Here is a 19129-nt window from a genome sequence, read left to right as displayed (position 1 = left end):
CGGCGAAGCCGGGAACTGGTGGGTCTTTGGCCGCGTGATCGGCACACCGCTGAAGTGACCGCTCGCAAAAAATTCTAGCAACCCGGTTCCCGCCGATGGGCCGCCGGGTTGCGACGAGCGTGCCGCTTCGCACGGGCCGCCGCGCGACTGCCTGGAGCCAAGATGATGACAGCCTCGCCCCTGCAAGCGGCGGACACCGCCCCTGCACTGCTGCTGGCCGCCGACCTTCAAGACCACTTGATGGCGGCGAACAACGACCTCGACCGCCTTCAGCGGCTGCTGTCGGACACCTGCGACGCGCTGCTCGCGAGCTTCCACGGCGCGCTCTCGGCCGTGCCGGCCCAGGGCTGCGAGGCGCTGCGCGGCGAGCTGCACCGCGCGGTGACCGCGCTGCAGTTCCAGGACATGGCCTCGCAGCTGATCCACCACACCCAGCAGCGCCTGCGCAGCTGCGCCGACCAGGTTGCGCGCGAGGCCTTCAGCGACGACGACGAGGGCGACGAATCCGCCTACGTCGCGCCGCCACCGCTGCGCCCCAACCCGGTGACGCAGGACGAGATGGACGCCGGCTCGATCGAGCTGTTCTGACGGCGCGGGCTCAAGTTCCGCGCCCTCGTTGCCGATACCCCGTTCGATCCTTCCTACCTCCCTCCTACCAAGAGAGACCGCCCCATGCATTCCATCCTTGCCGTGGACGATTCGGCGTCGATGCGCCAGATGGTGTCCTTCACGCTCAAGAGCGCCGGCTACCAGGTGACCGAGGCGGTCGACGGGCAGGACGCCTTCGACAAGGCCAGCGCGCGCAGCTTCGACCTCGTGCTGACCGACCAGAACATGCCCAAGCTCGACGGCATCGGGCTGACCAGGAAGCTGCGCGAGCACCCGCAGTTCAAGGCCACGCCGATCCTGATCCTGACCACCGAGTCGAGCGACCAGATGAAGCAGGCCGGCCGCGCCGCGGGCGCCACCGGCTGGCTGGTCAAGCCCTTCGATCCGGCCAAGCTGATCGAAGTGATCCGCAAGGTCATCCGCTGAGGAACCCGACATGGCCGAGATGAGCACCGAGAGCGCGAACGCCGCAGCCGGGATCGACCTGTCGCAGTTCTACGCCGTCTTCTTCGAAGAAGCGGGCGAGAACCTCGAGCGCATGGAGCAGCTGCTGCTCGAGCTCGACGTGGCCAGTGCCGACGACGAGGCGCTCAACGCGATCTTTCGCTGCGCGCACTCCATCAAGGGCGGCGCGGCGACCTTCGGCTTCGCCGACGTGGCCGAGCTGACGCACCAGATGGAGACGCTGCTCGACAAGCTGCGCCGCCACGAACTGCAGCCCACCGCCGCGATGGTCGACGTGCTGCTGGCCTCGGGCGATGCGCTGTCGTCGCAGCTCGCGCGCCACCAGGGCGCCGGCGGCGAGGCGATCGACACCTCGGCCCTGCTGGCCGACATCCGCGCCTTCGTCGCCGGCGAGGCACCGCAGGCTCGCGAGAGCGCCGCGGCCGCACCCGTGGTCGCGGCGCCGGTCATCGACGCGCCGCTGCCCGAGCACGACGAGCCGGTCACGATCAAGGGCGAGCGCATCCTCGAACTGACGCTGGGCCCGCTGCCGCGCCCCGAGGTGGCGGCCAGCATCGTCGAGCTGTTCAAGGAGATCACCGACCTCGGCACGATCGAGGCGGTCGACGGCGGCATGGCCCAGGACGGCCTGCGCCGCTTCAAGGTCGTGACGCACAGCTCGGACAACGAGCTGCTCGACCTGTTCGGCTTCCACGTCTCGCGCGAACAGGCCGTGCTGCGGCCGTGGAGCGGCGAGCGCGTCAACCCCGGCTACGGCTTCTTCCCCAAGGCGCCCGGCTCGCCGATCAGCGAGGAAGACCCGGGCTACGGCTTCTTCGACAACGCGCCGGGCGCGCCCGGCGCCGCCGCCGCCGCATCGGCCGCCGACGCGCCCAAGGCCGAGGCCGCCCGGCCCGCCGCGCGCGAGGCCGCCAAGCCGGCCGCCTCGCTGGAGTCGGCGACGCTGCGCGTCTCGGTGGAGAAGATCGACCAGCTCATCAACCTGATGGGCGAGCTCGTGATCACGCAGGCCATGCTCGCGCAGCACGGCCGCGAGCTCGACCCGGTGGCGCACCAGACCCTGGTCTCGGGCCTGACCGCGCTGGACCGCAACACCCGCGACCTGCAGGAAGCGGTGATGTCGGTGCGCATGATCCCGATGCAGACCGTGTTCTCGCGCTTCCCGCGCATGCTGCGCGACCTGGCCGGCAAGCTGGGCAAGAAGGTCGAACTGGTCACCGTGGGCGAGGCGACCGAGCTCGACAAGGGCCTGGTCGAGAAGATCACCGATCCGCTCACCCACCTGGTGCGCAACAGCTGCGACCACGGCATCGAGACGCCCGCCGAGCGCGTGGCCAAGGGCAAGCCCGAGACCGGCACGATCACGCTGGCGGCCAGCCACCAGGGCGGCAGCATCGTCATCGAGGTCAAGGACGACGGCAAGGGCCTGTCGCGCGAGAAGCTGCTGAAGAAGGCCCGCGAGCGCGGCCTGCATGCGCCGGACACGCTGACCGACAGCGAGGTCTGGGGCCTGATCTTCGAGCCCGGCTTCTCGACCGCCGAGGTGGTGACCGACGTCTCCGGGCGCGGCGTCGGCATGGACGTCGTCAAGAAGAACATCGCCGCGCTGGGCGGCACGGTCGAGATCGACTCGGCCGAGGGCTACGGCATGCGCGTCGCGGTGCGCCTGCCGCTGACGCTGGCGATCATGGACGGCATGAGCGTGGGCGTCGGCGACGAGTGCTACATCCTGCCGCTGGCCAGCGTGGTCGAGAGCTTCCTCGTCACCGAGGACACGATCAAGACCATCGGCGGCAACGGCCGCGTGGTGCAGGTGCGCGATGAGTACATGCCCGTTGTCGCGCTCGACGAGGTGTTCCGCGTGCCGCGCTTCGACCTCGACAAGACGAGCTCGATCATGGTCGTCGTCGAAGCCGAGGGCGCGCGCGTCGCGATGCTGGTCGACGAACTGCTCGGCCAGCAGCAGGTGGTGGTCAAGAACCTCGAGGCCAACTACCGCAAGGTGCCCGACATCTCGGGCGCCACGATCATGGGCGACGGCCGCGTCGCGCTGATCCTCGACGTCGGCTCGCTGATCCGCAACGCAAGGCATTGACCACCCCCGACGCGCCTGCGGCGCCTCCCCATCAAGGGGGCGCCGTCAGCGGACCGGCCAAGCCGGATCCGCGGCGACCGCTGGCAGCAGCGGTGGAACGTTTGATCTGAGACCAGGGATTTCGCACGAAGGCGACCGCAAGAGTCAGCCGACAGGGCCGCAACAGGCCCGGAGAGAGGAAGTAGCTTGAGACTGAACCAACTGCGCATCGGCACGCGCCTGGGTGCCGGATTCGCCGTCGTGCTCGCCCTCGTGCTGGTGATGGCGGTGGTGGGCGTGATCCAGCTGCGCCAGATCGCCGCGATCAACACCGAGCTGGACGAGCTGAACACGACGACGACCCTGGTCGACCGCTGGAAGGCCTCGACCGCCCTGAACCTCAACCGCGCGCTGACGATCGCCAAGTCCGGCTACCAGGCCGAGACGGTGGCCTACCTGACGCCGCAGATGAAGGCGACCACCGACACGATCAGCGGCTTCCAGAAGGATCTCGAAGCGCGCATCGCGAACGGCGAGTTCAAGCCGCTGCTCGACGCGGTGGGCGCCAAGCGCAAGGCCTACGTGGGCATCCGCGCCGAGATCGGCGAGCTGTTCAAGGCCGGCAACTCGGCCGAGGCGCAGCCGCAGATCGACGCGCGCCTGGTGCCGGCCGCCGACGCCTACCTGCAAAGCATCACCGCGCTGTACGAGGCGTTGGACCAGCGGCTCGACGCCGGCTCCGAACAGCTCTCGCGACACAGCCGCAACGCGCAGTGGCTGCTCGGCCTGGTCTCGCTCGTCGCGCTGGCCGCCGGCGCGCTGCTGGCCTGGAGCATGACGCGCTCGATCACCCAGCCGCTGGTGGTCGCGGTCGGCACCGCCGAGTCGATCGCCACCGGCGACCTCAGCCGCCGCGTGGCGGTGCACGGCGGCGACGAGATCGGCGAGCTGCTCGGCGCGCTGGCGCGCATGCAAGACCACCTGCGCGAGACGGTCTCGGGCATCCGCGCGAGCACCGAGAGCATCGGCACCGCGTCGGCCGAGATCGCCACCGGCAACCAGGATCTCTCGGCGCGCACGGAGCAGGCCGCATCGAACCTGCAGGAAACCGCGTCGTCGATGGAGCAGCTCACCGGCACCGTCAAGCAGACCGCCGACTCCGCGCGCACCGCGAACCAGCTCGCCTCGTCGGCGACCGAGTCGGCCGCCAAGGGCGGCGAGGTGGTGGCCCAAGTGGTCGCGACGATGGACGAGATCAACGCCAGCTCGAAGAAGATCGTCGACATCATCGGCGTGATCGATGGCATCGCGTTCCAGACCAACATCCTGGCGCTGAATGCCGCGGTCGAGGCCGCGCGCGCCGGCGAGCAAGGCCGCGGCTTCGCGGTCGTGGCCTCCGAGGTGCGCAGCCTCGCGCAGCGCAGCGCCGACGCGGCCAAGGAGATCAAGACGCTGATCGGCGCCTCGGTCGAGAAGGTCGACTCGGGCGCGAAGCTGGTGCAAGACGCGGGCGGCGCGATGAACGAGATCGTCGCCTCGGTGCGCCGCGTGAGCGACATCATCGGCGAGATCACCGCCGCCGCCGCCGAGCAATCGGACGGCATCGGCCAGGTCAACACGGCCGTCACCCATCTCGACCAGATGACGCAGCAGAACGCCGCGCTGGTCGAACAAAGCGCCGCCGCGGCCGAGAGCCTCAAGGAGCAGGCGCAGCGCCTGATCCACGCCGTCTCGAGCTTCAAGCTCGAGGAGACCCAGTCCCACATCCACTGATTCCACCGCTTCCCCGCTGCATCGGGAGAGGGAAAAGAGACACCATGGACATGATCCACGACGCCACCCAGGTGGCCCGCCACGAAGCCGCTCGCCAGCAAGGCGCCGCCAGCGCCCCGGGGCGCGAGTACCTGAGCTTTCGCCTCGGTGCCGAGGAGTACGGCATCGACATCCTCAAGGTCCAGGAGATCCGCTCCTACGAGGCGCCCACGCGCATCGCCAACGCCCCCGCCTTCCTCAAGGGCGTCATCAACCTGCGCGGCGTGATCGTCCCCGTCATCGACCTGCGCGTGAAGTTCGGCTGCAACGACGAGATCACCCCGATCACCGCCGTCGTCGTGCTCAGCGTGCGCGGGCGCATCGTCGGCGCCGTCGTCGACTCCGTCTCCGACGTCCTCGAGCTGCCCCACGAGGCCATCAAGCCCGCTCCCCAGATGGGCACCCTCGTCGACACCAGCTTCCTGCTGGGCATCGCCAACGTCTCCGAGCGCATGCTCATCCTCCTCGACATCGAGTCCCTCATGTCCTCCGAGGAGCTCGGCGTCATCGACGCCGCCGCCTGAGCGCAATCTCCGCCCACGAAAGGCCAAGGCATGGACATGAACCGCATCCGCGTCAGCACCAAGCTGTGGCTGGTGATGGCGATCAACATCGTCACGCTGCTGGGCCTGATCGGCTTCGCGGCCTGGCGCTCGGCCGAAACGCAGGCGCGCAGCGAAGCCGCGCTGACGGCCACCGACGCCAAGATCGACGCCGCGGCGAAATGGTCGCGCCTGACCGAGTCCGCCGTCCTGCGCGTGCGCGCGATGGCGATCTCGTCCGACCCTGCGCTCGGCGCCGCGTTCAAGGACGAGGTCAAGGACATCATCGGCGAGATCAACAAGATCCAGAAGGCCCTCGGCGAGATGGACCTCGCCGACGCGGATCGCGCCCAGATCGCCAAGGTCGGCGAGCTGCGCAAGTCGGTCCTGGCCAGCGACGCGAAGATGAAGCAGCTGCGCGCCGAAGGCCAGCAAGATGCCGCGCGCACCGAGCTCGATTCGGTGTTCACGCCGGCGGTCGCCGTCTACATGGGCGCGCTGCAGGATTTCGTGAAGCTGCAGGAAGCGCGTGCCATCGAAGTGCGCGAGGCCTTTGGCGCCGAGCGCAAGCGCACGGTGATGATCGCTGCCGTCGTGGTGCTGTTCATCATCGGCTGCATGGTGGCCTGCTCGCTGGCGCTGCTGCGCACGATCCGTCGCCCGCTGGAGGACGCGATCGCGGCGTCGAACCGCATCGCGCAAGGCGACCTCGAGACGCGCGTCGACACCTCGCGCGGCGACGAGTTCGGCCAGATGATGCAGGCGATCGAATCGATGCGCCAGCGCCTGACGCAGACCATCGGCCAGGTGCGCCAGTCGGTCGACTCGATCTCCACCGCGAGCACCGAGATCGCCACCGGCAACCAGGATCTCTCGGCGCGCACCGAGCAGACGGCCAGCAACCTGCAGCAGACCGCTTCGTCGATGGAGCAGCTGACCGGCACGGTCAAGCAGACCGCCGACTCCGCTCGCACCGCGAACCAGCTCGCCTCGTCGGCCACGGCCTCGGCCGCCAAGGGCGGCGAGGTGGTGGCCCAAGTGGTCGCGACGATGGACGAGATCAACGCCAGCTCGAAGAAGATCGCCGACATCATCGGCGTGATCGACGGCATCGCGTTCCAGACCAACATCCTGGCGCTCAACGCGGCCGTGGAAGCGGCGCGTGCCGGCGAGCAGGGCCGCGGCTTCGCGGTCGTCGCCGGCGAGGTGCGCAACCTCGCCCAGCGTTCCGCGCAGGCGGCCAAGGAGATCAAGACGCTGATCGGCGCCTCGGTCGAGAAGGTCGACTCGGGCGCCAAGCTGGTGCAAGACGCGGGCGGCGCGATGAACGAGATCGTCGCCTCGGTGCGCCGCGTCAGCGACATCATCGGCGAGATCACCGCCGCCGCCGCCGAGCAATCGGACGGCATCGGCCAGGTCAACTCGGCCGTCACCAACCTCGACCAGATGACGCAGCAGAACGCCGCGCTGGTCGAAGAGAGCGCCGCCGCCGCCGAGAGCCTCAAGGAGCAGGCGCAGCGCCTGGCCGACGCCGTCGCCGCGTTCCGCGTCGAGCAGCTGCGGGCGCAGGCGCAGGTCCAGGCGCCGCCGAAGGTCCAAGCGCTGGCGCAGACGCAGGCCAAGGCCGCCATCGCCAAGGCAGCCGCGCCGGTTGCAGTCAAGTCTGCCGCGTCGAAGCCGAAAACCAAGGTGGCGGCGGCACCGGTCCAGCCCACGCCGGCGGCGGCCCCTGCGGCCGCGCCGAGCGACGACGACTGGACCACCTTCTGATGTCCGCCGCGACCCACGCAACGCAGTCACCGCAGGGATAGGCCATGAGTTTTCTTTTCCAGCTGATGCGCAACTACACGATCCGTCTGCGCATGGTCGGCGCGATCGGCACGGTGCTGGTCCTGCTGGCCATGGTGGGCGGCGCGGGGCTGTACGGCATGTTCCGCATCCAGGGCATCAATGCCGCGTTCGCCGAGAACACCGTGGCCGAGGCCGGCGAGCTGGCCGAGCTGCGCAGCGCGATGGGCGACCTGCGCCGCTACGAAAAGGACATGCTGCTCAACTACGACAACCCCGAGCAGGTGGCCGCCTATCGCAAGAAGTGGGATGCGACCTTGGCGCAGACTAACAAGCTGATCGAGGCCATGCTGTCCGGCGAGGAGGATGCCGACAACGTCATCCTGCGCCAGCTGCAGCCCCAGCTTGCCGCCTATGCCCAGAAGATCGCGCCGGTGCTGCGCCAGCTCGATGCCGCCGGCTACGACAGCGCCGCGGTCGCCAACCGCATGCTCGCCCCGGCCAAGGAAGCGATCCACGCCTCGGAGAAGTACCTGGGCGAGCTGAACGAGTCGCTGCGCCAGGAAGCGAAGAACTCGCAAGCCGACATGGCCTCGGCCGTCACCGCCACCGTGTGGCTGTTCGGCGCCGCCGTGCTCGTGGCCGTGCTGGTCGTCGTGCCGCTGACGCTGGCCAACATGAGCTCGATCTGCCGCCCGATCGACGAGGCGCGCAGCTTCGCCGATGCGATCGCCGCCGGCGACCTCTCGCGCGACGCGCAGGTCGAAGGCCGCGACGAGACGGCGGCGCTGCAGCGCTCGCTGGTGGCGATGCAAAGCGCGCTGCGCGGCATGGTCGGCCAGGTGCGCCAGAGCAGCGACTCGATCGCGACGGCCTCCACCGAGATCGCCACCGGCAACCAGGATCTCTCCGCGCGCACCGAGCAGACGGCCAGCAACCTGCAGCAGACCGCTTCGTCGATGGAGCAGCTGACCGGCACGGTCAAGCAGACCGCCGACTCCGCTCGCACCGCGAACCAGCTCGCCTCGTCGGCCACGGCCTCGGCCGCCAAGGGCGGCGAGGTGGTGGCCCAAGTGGTCGCGACGATGGACGAGATCAACGCCAGCTCGAAGAAGATCGCCGACATCATCGGCGTGATCGACGGCATCGCGTTCCAGACCAACATCCTGGCGCTCAACGCGGCCGTGGAAGCGGCACGTGCCGGCGAGCAGGGCCGCGGCTTCGCGGTCGTCGCCGGCGAGGTGCGCAACCTCGCCCAGCGTTCCGCGCAGGCGGCCAAGGAGATCAAGACGCTGATCGGCGCCTCGGTCGAGAAGGTCGACTCGGGCGCGAAGCTGGTGCAAGACGCGGGCGGCGCGATGAACGAGATCGTCGCCTCGGTGCGCCGCGTCAGCGACATCATCGGCGAGATCACCGCCGCCGCCGCCGAGCAATCGGACGGCATCGGCCAGGTCAACAGTGCGGTGACGAACCTCGACCAGATGACGCAGCAGAACGCCGCGCTGGTCGAACAAAGCGCCGCCGCCGCCGAGAGCCTCAAGGAGCAGGCGCAGCGGCTGGCCGAGGCCGTCGCCGCGTTCCGACTCGACGGCACCCACGGCGCCGCCTCCCTGCAGTACGCCTGATTCCCCAATGAACAACCTGACCATCGGCAAGCGCCTGGGCCTCGGCTTCGCGCTCGTTCTCTCGCTCTCGCTGCTGACCATCGCGATCGTGCTGTGGCAGATGAGCGCCTCCGCCGCGGCGACGCGCGCGATGATGGAGGAGCCCATCGCCAAGGAGCGCATGCTCAGCGACTGGTATGCCAACCTGAGTTCCGGCGTGCGCCGCACCAGCGCCATCGCCCGCAGCAACGACGCGACCCTGATCAGCTATTTCGCCGAGGACGCCAAGCAGTCGACCGAAAGCTCGAGCGCGCTCCAGAAGCGCGTCGAGGGTCTGCTGCGCAGCGACGAGGAGAAGGCGCTGTTCGAGGACATCGCGGCCAAGCGCAAGGTCTACCTGTCCTCGCGCGACCAGATCAGCAAGCTCAAGAGCGAGGGCAAGCTCGACGAGGCCGCGCAGGTGTTCACCAGCGTGTTCGAGCCGGGCGCCAAGGCCTATCTCGCCCGCATGCGCGACTTCGTCGAGCACCAGCGCAAGCAGATCGACCAGACCGCAGCCGAGATCGACGCCGCCAACAGCCGCAGCCGCGCGATCAGCCTGGGGCTGGGCGCGATCGCGCTGCTGCTGGGCGCCGGCTGCGCCTGGGTCATCACGCGCAGCATCACGCAACCGATGCGGCACGCAGTGGCGCTGGCGCGCCGCGTCGCCGACGGCGACCTGCAAGTCGAGCCGATCGTCGCGTCGCGCGACGAGACCGGCCAACTGCTCGAGGCGCTGACACAGATGCAAGGCAAGCTGGCCGCGACGATCCAGGGCATCCGCCACTCGGCTGACTCGATCTCGACCGCGAGCACCGAGATCGCCACCGGCAACCAGGATCTCTCCGCGCGCACCGAGCAGACCGCGAGCAACCTGCAGCAAACCGCTTCGTCGATGGAGCAGCTCACCGGCACGGTCAAGCAGACCGCCGACTCCGCGCGCACGGCCAACCAACTCGCCTCGTCGGCCACCGAGTCGGCCGCCAAGGGCGGCGAGGTGGTCGCGCAGGTCGTCGCGACGATGGACGAGATCAATGACTCGTCGAAGAAGATCGTCGACATCATCGGCGTGATCGACGGCATCGCGTTCCAGACCAACATCCTCGCTTTGAACGCCGCGGTCGAGGCCGCGCGCGCCGGCGAGCAAGGCCGCGGCTTCGCGGTCGTGGCCTCCGAGGTGCGCAGCCTCGCGCAGCGCAGCGCCGACGCGGCCAAGGAGATCAAGACGCTGATCGGCGCCTCGGTCGAGAAGGTCGACTCGGGCGCGAAGCTGGTGCAAGACGCGGGCGGTGCGATGAACGAGATCGTCGCCTCGGTGCGCCGCGTCAGCGACATCATCGGCGAGATCACTGCCGCCGCCGCCGAGCAATCGGACGGCATCGGCCAGGTCAACTCGGCCGTCACCAACCTCGACCAGATGACGCAGCAGAACGCCGCGCTGGTCGAAGAGAGCGCCGCCGCGGCCGAGAGCCTCAAGGAGCAGGCGCAGCGGCTGGCCGAGGCCGTGGCCGCGTTCCGCGTCGAACAGACGAAGGCCCAGGCCGCGATGGCGATTGCGCGCGCCGCGCAACACTGAACGCATGTTCGCCGCGGGCCGGGAGGCCGTGCGGCGGCGGAATTGACCGATTCCGCCGTGACATTGCGCACGCGAGTGATGTGAGCGGCCAGCGCCTCGTTGTTCCGCCCTTCAGATATGCACGCGCGAGCCGATAGTCCCTGACAGGCATCCCGCACCGGCCCGATGACCGGGCGCTGCACATCCGAAAGGACCTCCATGGACATGATCCACGACGCCACCCAGGTGGCCCGCCACGAAGCCGCTCGCCAGCAAGGCGCCGCCAGCGCCCCGGGGCGCGAGTACCTGAGCTTTCGCCTCGGTGCCGAGGAGTACGGCATCGACATCCTCAAGGTCCAGGAGATCCGCTCCTACGAGGCGCCCACGCGCATCGCCAACGCCCCCGCCTTCCTCAAGGGCGTCATCAACCTGCGCGGCGTGATCGTCCCCGTCATCGACCTGCGCGTGAAGTTCGGCTGCAACGACGAGATCACCCCGATCACCGCCGTCGTCGTGCTCAGCGTGCGCGGGCGCATCGTCGGCGCCGTCGTCGACTCCGTCTCCGACGTCCTCGAGCTGCCCCACGAGGCCATCAAGCCCGCTCCCCAGATGGGCACCCTCGTCGACACCAGCTTCCTGCTGGGCATCGCCAACGTCTCCGAGCGCATGCTCATCCTCCTCGACATCGAGTCCCTCATGTCCTCCGAGGAGCTCGGCGTCATCGACGCCGCCGCCTGAGCGGACACGGTCCAGACAACAAACTTCCAGGAGCTCTCATGAACCTCAAGTCCATGAGCCAGGGCTCGGTTGCGCGCCGCATCTCGATCATCGGCGCCGCCAGCCTGTTCGTCGTGCTGATGACCATCAGCGGCGTGATGAGCGTCATTGCGACGGGCACCTCGCGCGAGCGCATCGTCACCTGGGTCGGCGACAAGGCGCAGTCGGTCGCCGACTCGGCCGACGCCTTCGACATGACCTCGCGCGTGCTGGTCGACAAGTTCTACGCCAGCTTCAAGGCCGAGTTCGGCCCCACCTTCACGCTCGACGAAGCCGCCGGCCAGCTGAAGAACTGGGGCATCGCCGTCAACGGCGAGACCTCGGCGGTCGACCGCTTCGCGGCCAACACCGGCGGCGTCGCGACCGTCTTCATGCGCAAGGGCGACGACTTCGAGCGCATTGCCACCTCGCTGAAGAAGGAGTCCGGCGAACGCGCCGTCGGCACGCTGCTGGGCAAGACGCATCCGGCGTACGCCAAGATCATGGAAGGCGGCAGCTTCGACGGCCGCGCCGTGCTGTTCGGCAAGCCCTACATGACCCGCTACCAGGCGATCAAGGACGACGCCGGCAAGGTGGTCGGCATCCTGTTCGTCGGCTTCGACATCGCGGCCTTCGACGCCTCGATCGCCAAGATCGCCGAGGACACGCACTTCTTCGAGCACGGCGGCGTCTACATCATCGATCCGCGCAAGTCCTGGGACGATGCGGTGTTCATCAGCCACCCCGAGGCGAAGGGCAAGAAGGTCAAGGACGCGATGCCCGAGGCGCTCAAGTTCCTGGCCGAGCTGGGCGATGCGGCCGACGGCTTTGCGCGCGACGCCAGGCCGGTGTTCTCGGCCGCGCAGACGGACGCCTGGGCGGTGGTGCGCAAGAGCAAGACCAACGGCTGGTGGGTCGTCGCCGAGGTGTCCGATGGCGAGGCGATGCGCACCCATTGGGCGACGCTGGTGCCGTTCTGGCTGCTGTTGGGCGCCGCGAGCCTGGGGCTGGGCTTCGGCCTGTTCTGGATGATGCGCCGCTCGGTCGCGCGGCCGCTGCTCGAGCTGCAAGGCGCCGTGCAGGCCGTGGCCGAAGGCGACCTGACGCGCCGCTTCGAAAGCCAGCAGCGCGACGAGATCGGCGACCTGATCCGCGGCGTCGAATCGATGCGCCAGCGCCTGACGCAGACCATCGGCCAGGTGCGCCAGTCGGTCGACTCGATCTCGACGGCGTCCACCGAGATCGCCACCGGCAACCAGGATCTCTCGGCGCGCACCGAGCAGACGGCCAGCAACCTGCAGCAGACCGCTTCGTCGATGGAGCAGCTGACCGGCACGGTCAAGCAGACCGCCGACTCCGCTCGCACCGCGAACCAGCTCGCCTCGTCGGCCACGGCCTCGGCCGCCAAGGGCGGCGAGGTGGTGGCCCAAGTGGTCGCGACGATGGACGAGATCAACGCCAGCTCGAAGAAGATCGCCGACATCATCGGCGTGATCGACGGCATCGCGTTCCAGACCAACATCCTGGCGCTCAACGCGGCCGTGGAAGCGGCACGTGCCGGCGAGCAGGGCCGCGGCTTCGCGGTCGTCGCCGGCGAGGTGCGCAACCTCGCCCAGCGTTCCGCGCAGGCGGCCAAGGAGATCAAGACGCTGATCGGCGCCTCGGTCGAGAAGGTCGACTCGGGCGCGAAGCTGGTGCAAGACGCGGGCGGCGCGATGAACGAGATCGTCGCCTCGGTGCGCCGCGTGAGCGACATCATCGGCGAGATCACCGCGGCCGCGGCCGAGCAATCGGACGGCATCGGACAGGTCAACAGCGCGGTGACGAACCTCGACCAGATGACGCAGCAGAACGCCGCGCTGGTCGAACAAAGCGCCGCCGCGGCCGAGAGCCTCAAGGAGCAGGCGCAGCGCCTGCAGCAGGCGGTGGCGGTGTTCCGCCTCGACCTGGCGGCGCGCGTCGAGTCGCACGAAGTGATCGCGCGGGCCGCCGCGCCTGCGCCGGCGGTTGCGCCCGTCACGCCCGTGCCGGCCAAAGCCGAGCCCAAGCTCGACGCCGCACCCGCAGCGCGCAAGCCGGCACCTCCCGTGCTGAAGGACAGCGTGCCCACCGGCACCGCCACGCCGGTCAGCGACGACGACTGGACGACGTTCTGATCGTCAGCCCGTCTCCAGGGCGCGTCCCAGCGCCCTGATGCGCGACCACAGCTGCGCCTTGGCCATCGTGTCCATGCGCAAGGCCTGCATGCAGACGTCGAGTCGGTGCGGGCGTGCGCGCAGGTCCTCGATGGCCTTGCGCAGATCGGCCTCGACGCTCGCGCCGTAGGCCAGCGCCGCCTTCGCGACCGCCTGGCGCAGCAAGGTTTTCGACGGCGCCATCATCGCCAGGTCGATCAGGTCGCGGCTGTGCGCCGCGTCGTCGCGCCAGCGGTCCGCATTCGCCAGCAGCTTGGTGGCCGCAAGATCCAGCGGCGTCAACATCGCCACGCCGCACAGGCGATCGCTCACCCGCGGTACCGCGAGTTCGATGCGGGCCTCCAGCACGATCTCGAACTTGATGTCGACGCCGCCGCTGCGCAGCAGCGTGCGAATGCCGTACTGGTCGGCGCGGATCTCGCGAACGGCCTGCAACGCGGCGCCAGGCCTGGCGATCGAGCGCAGCCCCTCGGCCCCGGTCAACGCCTGGCGCAGGCGCCGGTAGCCGTCGCGGTCGGAGACCACGAAGTCGATGTCGACCGATTCGCGGTATTCGCCGTAGCGCAAGACGATCGCCGTGCCGCCGCCGAACCAGCAGCCGTCGGCCGCGAGAAGATCGCCATCGAGCGCCTCGAGAACGGCTGCGATGCGCTGGTGATGCGCGCGCTCAAACAAGCAGCCGCCCTCCACCCCACCGCGCGGCCAGCGCCTGCACGAGAGCACGCTCGCGCTCGTCGAGTGCCTGCACATCGACGTGGCGCCAGTTGCGCTCGTACGTCGCCAGGGCCTCCTGCGGCGTCAGCTCGGCGGCCTCGTCGAGCTGCCATGCGAGCCGCCTCAGCTGCGGATAGTCCGCGACGCGGATGCGTGCAGGCGGCGCGGTCGCCTCGGGCGCCGGCTGCTGCGGGTCCGCCAGCGCAAGCTCCAATCCCAGCGCCGCGATCGCACCCAGCCAGGCCCCCATCGTGACCGAGGGTTCGCCGCGCTCGATTCGGTGCCAGGTCACGCGCGACATGCCCGCCGATTCGGCGGCCGCCGTGGCGCTGACCTTCAACTGCTTGCGACGTGCGCGCAACTGGGCGCCCAGCGCCGCGAGCCGGGAGGCAAGCAGATCTCCGAGCGGAGGTGTTGTCGCAGGCATTAGATTCTCATTTTATACATCCATTTATAAATGTACAGAATGAGATGCTGTTTCTATTCAGGTGCCCGCCTCAGCGTTTCCACGACCGGCCGCGTCAACACCTCTCGCAGCCCCCACCATCCGGCCGCCAGCGCCAGCACCGCTCCGGCCGCGCCGCCGGCCACCGGCACCCAGGGCGAGGCAGTCCAGCTGAACTCGAAGGCATAGCGCGCCAGCGCCCAGCCGACCGCGACCGCGGCCGCCGAGGCCAGCACGCCGGCCAGCAAGCCCACGCCGAACAGCTCGGCGCGCTGCACGCGTGCCAGCAGGCTGGAGCCGGCACCCATCGCACGCATCACCGCGTACTCGCGCGCGCGCTGCTCCCGCGTGGCGGTGACGGCCGCGAACAGCACCACGACGCCGGCCGCGAGCGTGAAGCCGAACAGGAACTCGACCGCGCGGATCACCTGGTCGAGCACGCGCTGCACCTGCGCGATCGAGGCCGAGACGTCGACGTTGGTGATGTTGGGGAAGCTGCGCGACAGCGCGTTGTCGAAGCCGTTGGCCTGCGCGTTCTCGGGCGCGCGAAAAGCGGAGATATAGGTCACCGGCAGCTCCGGCGGCAGCGTCGCGGTCTGGAACATCACGAAGAAGTTGACGCGCATCGAGCCCCAGTCGACCTTGCGCAGGTTGTCGATGCGGCCTTCGCGGCGCACGCCGGCGATGTCGAACACCAGCCGGTCGCCGAGCTTCAGGCCCAGCGTCTCGGCCAGGCCCTGCTCGACGCTCAGCGCGTTGGGGTCGTCGCTGACCCACTGGCCGGCGACGACCGGGTTGTGCGCGGGCGGCTGCGCGGCGTGGCTGAGGTTGAACTCGCGGTCGACCAGGCGCTGGGCCCGGTCCTCGTGCCAGTCTTCGGGCTTGACCGCGCGGCCGTTGATCTCGACCAGGCGGCCGCGGATCATCGGGTACCAGTCGTAGCGCTTCACGCCGGCGGCCTCGATGTGCTGGCGAAACGCCTCGCCCTGCTCGGGCTGGATGTTGATCACGAAGCGGTTCGGCGCGTCGGGCGGCGTGGCCTGGCGCCAGCTGGTGATGAGGTCGGTGCGCAGCAGCACCAGCAGCACCAGCGCGAGCAGGCCGACCGCCAGCGCGCTGACCTGCAGCACCGCATAGCCGGGGCGCGCGGCGACCTGGCGCGTCGCGAGCACCAGCCAGCGCGGCGCGCGCGACTCGGGCACCGCGCGGCGCAGCGCCTGCACCGCCAGCCACGACAGGCCGGCGAACAGCGAGATCGCCGCGGCGAAGCCGCCGACCGTGATCGCGCCGAGCATGAGATCGGAAGCCACCGCGAGCAGCAGCGCGGCGAAGCCCAGGCCACCGGCCGCCAGCACCAGCAGCGAGGCCGGCTTGAGCTCGCCGAGATCGCGGCGGATCACGCGCAGCGGCGGCACGCTGGCCAGCTGCAGCACCGGCGGCAGGCCGAAGCCGAGCAGCAGCGTGAGGCCCACGCCGATGCCGAACACCGCCGGCCACGGCCCCGGCGGCGGTAGCGAGGCCGAGACCAGGCCGGCCAGCAGCGTGACGAAGACGCCATGCACCGCCAGGCCGATCAGCACGCCGAGCACGCTGGCGACCACGCCGACGCCGACGAACTCCAGCGTGTAGGCGGCCGCGATGCGGCGCTGCGGCTCGCCGAGCACGCGCAGCATCGCGCAGTCGTCAAGCCGGCGCTGCGCGTAGTCGCGCGCGGCAATGCCCACCGCCACCGCGGCCAGCAGCGCCGCCAGCAGCGCAACGAGGTTCAGGAAGCGCGACGCGCGGTCCAGCGTCTGGCGCATCTCGGGGCGTCCGCTGTCGAGCGATTCGAGGCGCATGCCGCGCCAGCCCTCGCGCGCGATCTGCGCCTCGGTCTCGGCGACCCAGGCGCGCACGCGGCGGTCGCCGGCGCCGTTGGCCTCGGGCGAGGCGACCGCGAGGCGGTAGGTCACGCGGCTGGCCGGCTGGATCAGCGCGGTCGACTCGAGGTCGGCCATGTTGAGCATCACGCGCGGCGCGAAGGCCATGAAGCCGGCACCGCGGTCGGGCTCCTGCGCGATCGTCGCGGCGATCGTGAAGCTGGCGTCGCCGAGCTCGAGCGTGTCGCCGATCGCCAGGCCCAGCGCGTCGAGCAGCGGCTGCTCGACCCAGACGCTGCCGCGCGGCGGCGCGCCCTGCACGTTGCGCGGCGTGCGGTCCGCGGCGGCCGTGAGCTCGAGCTGGCCGCGCAGCGGATAGGCGTCGCTCACCGCCTTGACCGCCGCGAGCTTGCTGGCGCCGCCACGCGCGTCGGTCGCGCGCGCCATGCTCGGGAACGTGGCGCTGGTGGCGGTGCGCAGGTCGGCCGTGCGCGCGCGCTCGACCAGCGAGGCCGGCGTCGGCTGGTCGCTGGCGACGATGGCGTCACCGCCCAGCAGCGCGCGCGCGTCGCGCGCGAGGCCGGCCTCGAGCCGGTCGGCGAAGAAGCCGACCGCGCTCAGCGCCGCGACCGCCAGCGTGACGGCCACCAGCAGCAGCCGCAGCTCGCCGGCGCGCCAATCGCGCAGGCCCTGGCGCGCCGCCAGGCGCAGGATCGAAGGGGTGTTCATGCCGCGACGATAGCGCCCCGGGGCTGCGCTTCACGCATGGGCGGGTATTCGACGAGCCGCCGCGAGCGGCAGCTCCCTTACCCTGCCGCCGGCGCCAGAAGCGCCACGTCATGACATCGATCCGCGGCCCGCACGACGGGCTCCAACAATCACCATTGCGGGGGTCAACCCATGAACAAGCCGAATTTCGCCAAGGCCGTGCCCTTCGTTTCCCTCGGCGGCGCGCTCGAAGCGCTGCGCATTGCGGTGGCGGTGTTCTTCATGGCGCACGCGGTGACGCGCATCTTCAACGGCACGATCCCGCGCTTTGCCCACTTTCTCGAGGAGCGCGGCTGGCCCCAGGGCGAGCTGCTGGTCTGGCTGATCACGATCACCGAGATCGGCTGCGGCTGCCTGCTGCTGGCGCGCCGGCACGTGCGCTGGGCGACGCTGCCGCTGGCCTTCATCGCCTTCATGGGCATCGTGATCATCCATTGGCATCTCGGCTGGTTCGTCGGCGAGCACGGCAGCGGCGGCATGGAGTACAGCCTCTCGCTGCTCGTCTCGCTGCTGGTCGTGGCCGCCGCGGACCGCGAAGGCGTCTACCGTCGTCCGCTCGCGCCGCGCGCGGCTTGAACGCTGCATGCAAATCGGCGCAACGCGCGCCGCGCGGCTCGGTGCTGCAATGAGGGCATGACCACCGCCGCCCTGCCCGCCCTCTTCGTCTCCCACGGCTCGCCGATGCTCGCGATCGAGCCCGGCGCCGCCGGCGCCTTCATGCAGCGCCTGGGGCCGGCGATCGAGCGCGCGTTCGGTCGCCCGCGCGCGATCGTCGCGGTCTCGCCGCACACCTCGGCGCGTGCGCCCATCGTGCTGGGCAGCGCGACGCACCACGCGGTGCACGACTTCGGCGGCTTTCCGCCAGCGCTCTACGAACTGCAGTACGACCCGCCCGGCGAGCCGGCGCTGGCCGACGACATCGCCGCGCGGCTTCAGAACGCCGGCATCGCGACCCAGCGCTTCGACGACGAGCCCGGCCTCGACCATGGCATCTGGAGCGTGCTGCGCTTTGCCTGGCCCGACGCGAACATCCCCGTCGTGCCGCTCGCGCTGGCGCCGCAGCAGCCGCCCGCCGCGCAGTGGGCGATCGGCGAGGCACTCGCGCCGCTTGCCGCCAAGGGCGTGCTGGTGATGGGTTCCGGCAGCATCACGCACAACCTCGGCCTGGTCTTCCGTGGCGGCGGGCAGCCGGCGGCGGGCGGTGCCGAGATCGCCGAAAGCCGCGCGTTTCGCGACTGGGTCGCCGAGCGCGTGGCGCGAGCCGACCGCGCCGGGCTGCTCGACTACCGCGCGCAGGCGCCGCACGCGGCCTACATGCACCCGAGCGACGAACACTGGCGGCCGTTCTACATCGCGGCCGGCGCCGGCGGCCTGGCACACAGCGCGCGCCTGCATGACAGCGTCACTTACGGCGTGCTCGGCATGGACGCGTACGCTTTCGGTGCCGGCGCGGCGCAGCTGGCCGGCGCGCTGGAGCACACGCCGGCTAGGTGTGAATAGTCAAGAGGTTGTATCGATGTCCCGGTAGCCGGGAGGCCGGAGCAAGGCGGCCGATGCCGTGATGAGGACGGTGCCAGTTGTAGTGGTGCTGCCAGCTGTGGAGGGCCCGCTGGCGCTCGTCTGAGTTCTGGTAGGTCCAGCCGTAGGCCCACTCGCGCAGCGCCGACTGGATGAAGCGTTCGGCCTTGCCGTTGGTCTGCGGCCGGTAGGCGCGGGTGAACTTGTGCTGGATGCCCAACTGCTCGCAGGCCACCTTGAAGGGCTTGGAGCGGAACGCCGAGCCGTTGTCCGTCAGCAGCCGCTTGATGGTCACGCCCAGGCGGTTGTAGTACGCCACGGCGTCGCGCAGGAACTGCACGGCGCTGTCCTTGCGCTCATCGGGGTGCATCGCCGTGTAGGCCACG

The 19129-nt window shown here is 70.0% G+C and carries 16 protein-coding genes; 12 read left to right on the top strand and 4 right to left on the bottom strand.

All coding sequences use genetic code 11. The annotated features are described in order from the left end of the window. Positions 1 to 162 precede the first annotated feature (162 nt). The 10 genes from ACO2TI_RS14865 (at position 163) to ACO2TI_RS14820 (ending at position 13400) form a co-directional block, all read left to right on the top strand. Complete coding sequence (locus tag ACO2TI_RS14865; protein WP_423285455.1) at positions 163 to 588, top strand: hypothetical protein; 426 nt, start codon at positions 163 to 165, stop codon at positions 586 to 588. Positions 589 to 672: 84 nt separating this feature from the next. Next, entirely contained in the window at positions 673 to 1035 is a 363-nt protein-coding gene (locus ACO2TI_RS14860; protein ID WP_423285453.1) for a response regulator, read from the top strand. A 10-nt stretch (positions 1036 to 1045) separates the two neighbouring features. Then, positions 1046 to 3169, top strand: a complete 2124-nt coding sequence (locus ACO2TI_RS14855) for a chemotaxis protein CheA (RefSeq protein ID WP_423285452.1) — start codon at positions 1046 to 1048, stop codon at positions 3167 to 3169. A gap of 186 nt (positions 3170 to 3355) precedes the next feature. Next, positions 3356 to 4921: a methyl-accepting chemotaxis protein gene (locus ACO2TI_RS14850; protein ID WP_423285450.1), complete on the top strand. Its 1566-nt coding sequence runs from the start codon at positions 3356 to 3358 to the stop codon at positions 4919 to 4921. A gap of 44 nt (positions 4922 to 4965) precedes the next feature. After that, the gene (locus ACO2TI_RS14845) at positions 4966 to 5484 is read left to right on the top strand and encodes a chemotaxis protein CheW (RefSeq protein ID WP_423285443.1); all 519 of its coding nucleotides are present in this window, start codon (positions 4966 to 4968) and stop codon (positions 5482 to 5484) included. A 30-nt stretch (positions 5485 to 5514) separates the two neighbouring features. Next, positions 5515 to 7272, top strand: a complete 1758-nt coding sequence (locus ACO2TI_RS14840; protein ID WP_423285449.1) for a methyl-accepting chemotaxis protein — start codon at positions 5515 to 5517, stop codon at positions 7270 to 7272. A 44-nt stretch (positions 7273 to 7316) separates the two neighbouring features. Further along, positions 7317 to 8915: a methyl-accepting chemotaxis protein gene (locus ACO2TI_RS14835; protein ID WP_423285447.1), complete on the top strand. Its 1599-nt coding sequence runs from the start codon at positions 7317 to 7319 to the stop codon at positions 8913 to 8915. Positions 8916 to 8922: 7 nt separating this feature from the next. Next, complete coding sequence (locus ACO2TI_RS14830) at positions 8923 to 10509, top strand: methyl-accepting chemotaxis protein (protein WP_423285445.1); 1587 nt, start codon at positions 8923 to 8925, stop codon at positions 10507 to 10509. A gap of 198 nt (positions 10510 to 10707) precedes the next feature. Then, positions 10708 to 11226, top strand: a complete 519-nt coding sequence (locus tag ACO2TI_RS14825; RefSeq protein WP_423285443.1) for a chemotaxis protein CheW — start codon at positions 10708 to 10710, stop codon at positions 11224 to 11226. Positions 11227 to 11264: 38 nt separating this feature from the next. Then, positions 11265 to 13400, top strand: coding sequence for a methyl-accepting chemotaxis protein (locus ACO2TI_RS14820; RefSeq protein ID WP_423285441.1), 2136 nt, complete (start codon positions 11265 to 11267; stop codon positions 13398 to 13400). Between the two features lie 3 nt (positions 13401 to 13403). Here ACO2TI_RS14820 and ACO2TI_RS14815 read toward each other — a convergent pair whose 3' ends face one another. The 3 genes from ACO2TI_RS14815 to ACO2TI_RS14805 are packed head-to-tail and all read right to left on the bottom strand — an operon-like array spanning position 13404 to position 17186. Then, entirely contained in the window at positions 13404 to 14114 is a 711-nt protein-coding gene (locus tag ACO2TI_RS14815; RefSeq protein WP_423285439.1) for a nucleotidyl transferase AbiEii/AbiGii toxin family protein, read from the bottom strand. After that, positions 14107 to 14580: a helix-turn-helix domain-containing protein gene (locus ACO2TI_RS14810; protein WP_423285437.1), complete on the bottom strand. Its 474-nt coding sequence runs from the start codon at positions 14578 to 14580 to the stop codon at positions 14107 to 14109. Before ACO2TI_RS14810 ends, ACO2TI_RS14815 begins: the two co-directional genes overlap by 8 nt. A 53-nt stretch (positions 14581 to 14633) precedes the next feature. Beyond that, positions 14634 to 17186 (bottom strand): ABC transporter permease, encoded by a 2553-nt coding sequence (locus tag ACO2TI_RS14805; protein ID WP_423285435.1) that lies wholly within the window; start codon positions 17184 to 17186, stop codon positions 14634 to 14636. A 171-nt stretch (positions 17187 to 17357) separates the two neighbouring features. Between ACO2TI_RS14805 and ACO2TI_RS14800 the strand changes: the two genes are divergently transcribed. Together ACO2TI_RS14800 and ACO2TI_RS14795 are read left to right on the top strand one after the other, a co-directional pair. Continuing rightward, positions 17358 to 17801: a DoxX family protein gene (locus tag ACO2TI_RS14800; protein ID WP_423285433.1), complete on the top strand. Its 444-nt coding sequence runs from the start codon at positions 17358 to 17360 to the stop codon at positions 17799 to 17801. Between the two features lie 57 nt (positions 17802 to 17858). Further along, the gene (locus tag ACO2TI_RS14795) at positions 17859 to 18725 is read left to right on the top strand and encodes a DODA-type extradiol aromatic ring-opening family dioxygenase (RefSeq protein ID WP_423285431.1); all 867 of its coding nucleotides are present in this window, start codon (positions 17859 to 17861) and stop codon (positions 18723 to 18725) included. Here the strand turns inward: ACO2TI_RS14795 and ACO2TI_RS14790 are convergent. Continuing rightward, a partial coding sequence (locus ACO2TI_RS14790; protein ID WP_423285429.1) for an integrase core domain-containing protein occupies positions 18712 to 19129 on the bottom strand: 418 nt, incomplete at its 5' end. The genes ACO2TI_RS14795 and ACO2TI_RS14790 overlap by 14 nt on opposite strands.

This window comes from Caldimonas sp. KR1-144 (assembly GCF_049446155.1).
Classification (GTDB): Bacteria; Pseudomonadota; Gammaproteobacteria; order Burkholderiales; family Burkholderiaceae_C; genus Rivibacter.
Note: the sequence above shows the minus strand (reverse complement) of the source record. Positions and strands in the feature narration are given on the sequence as shown.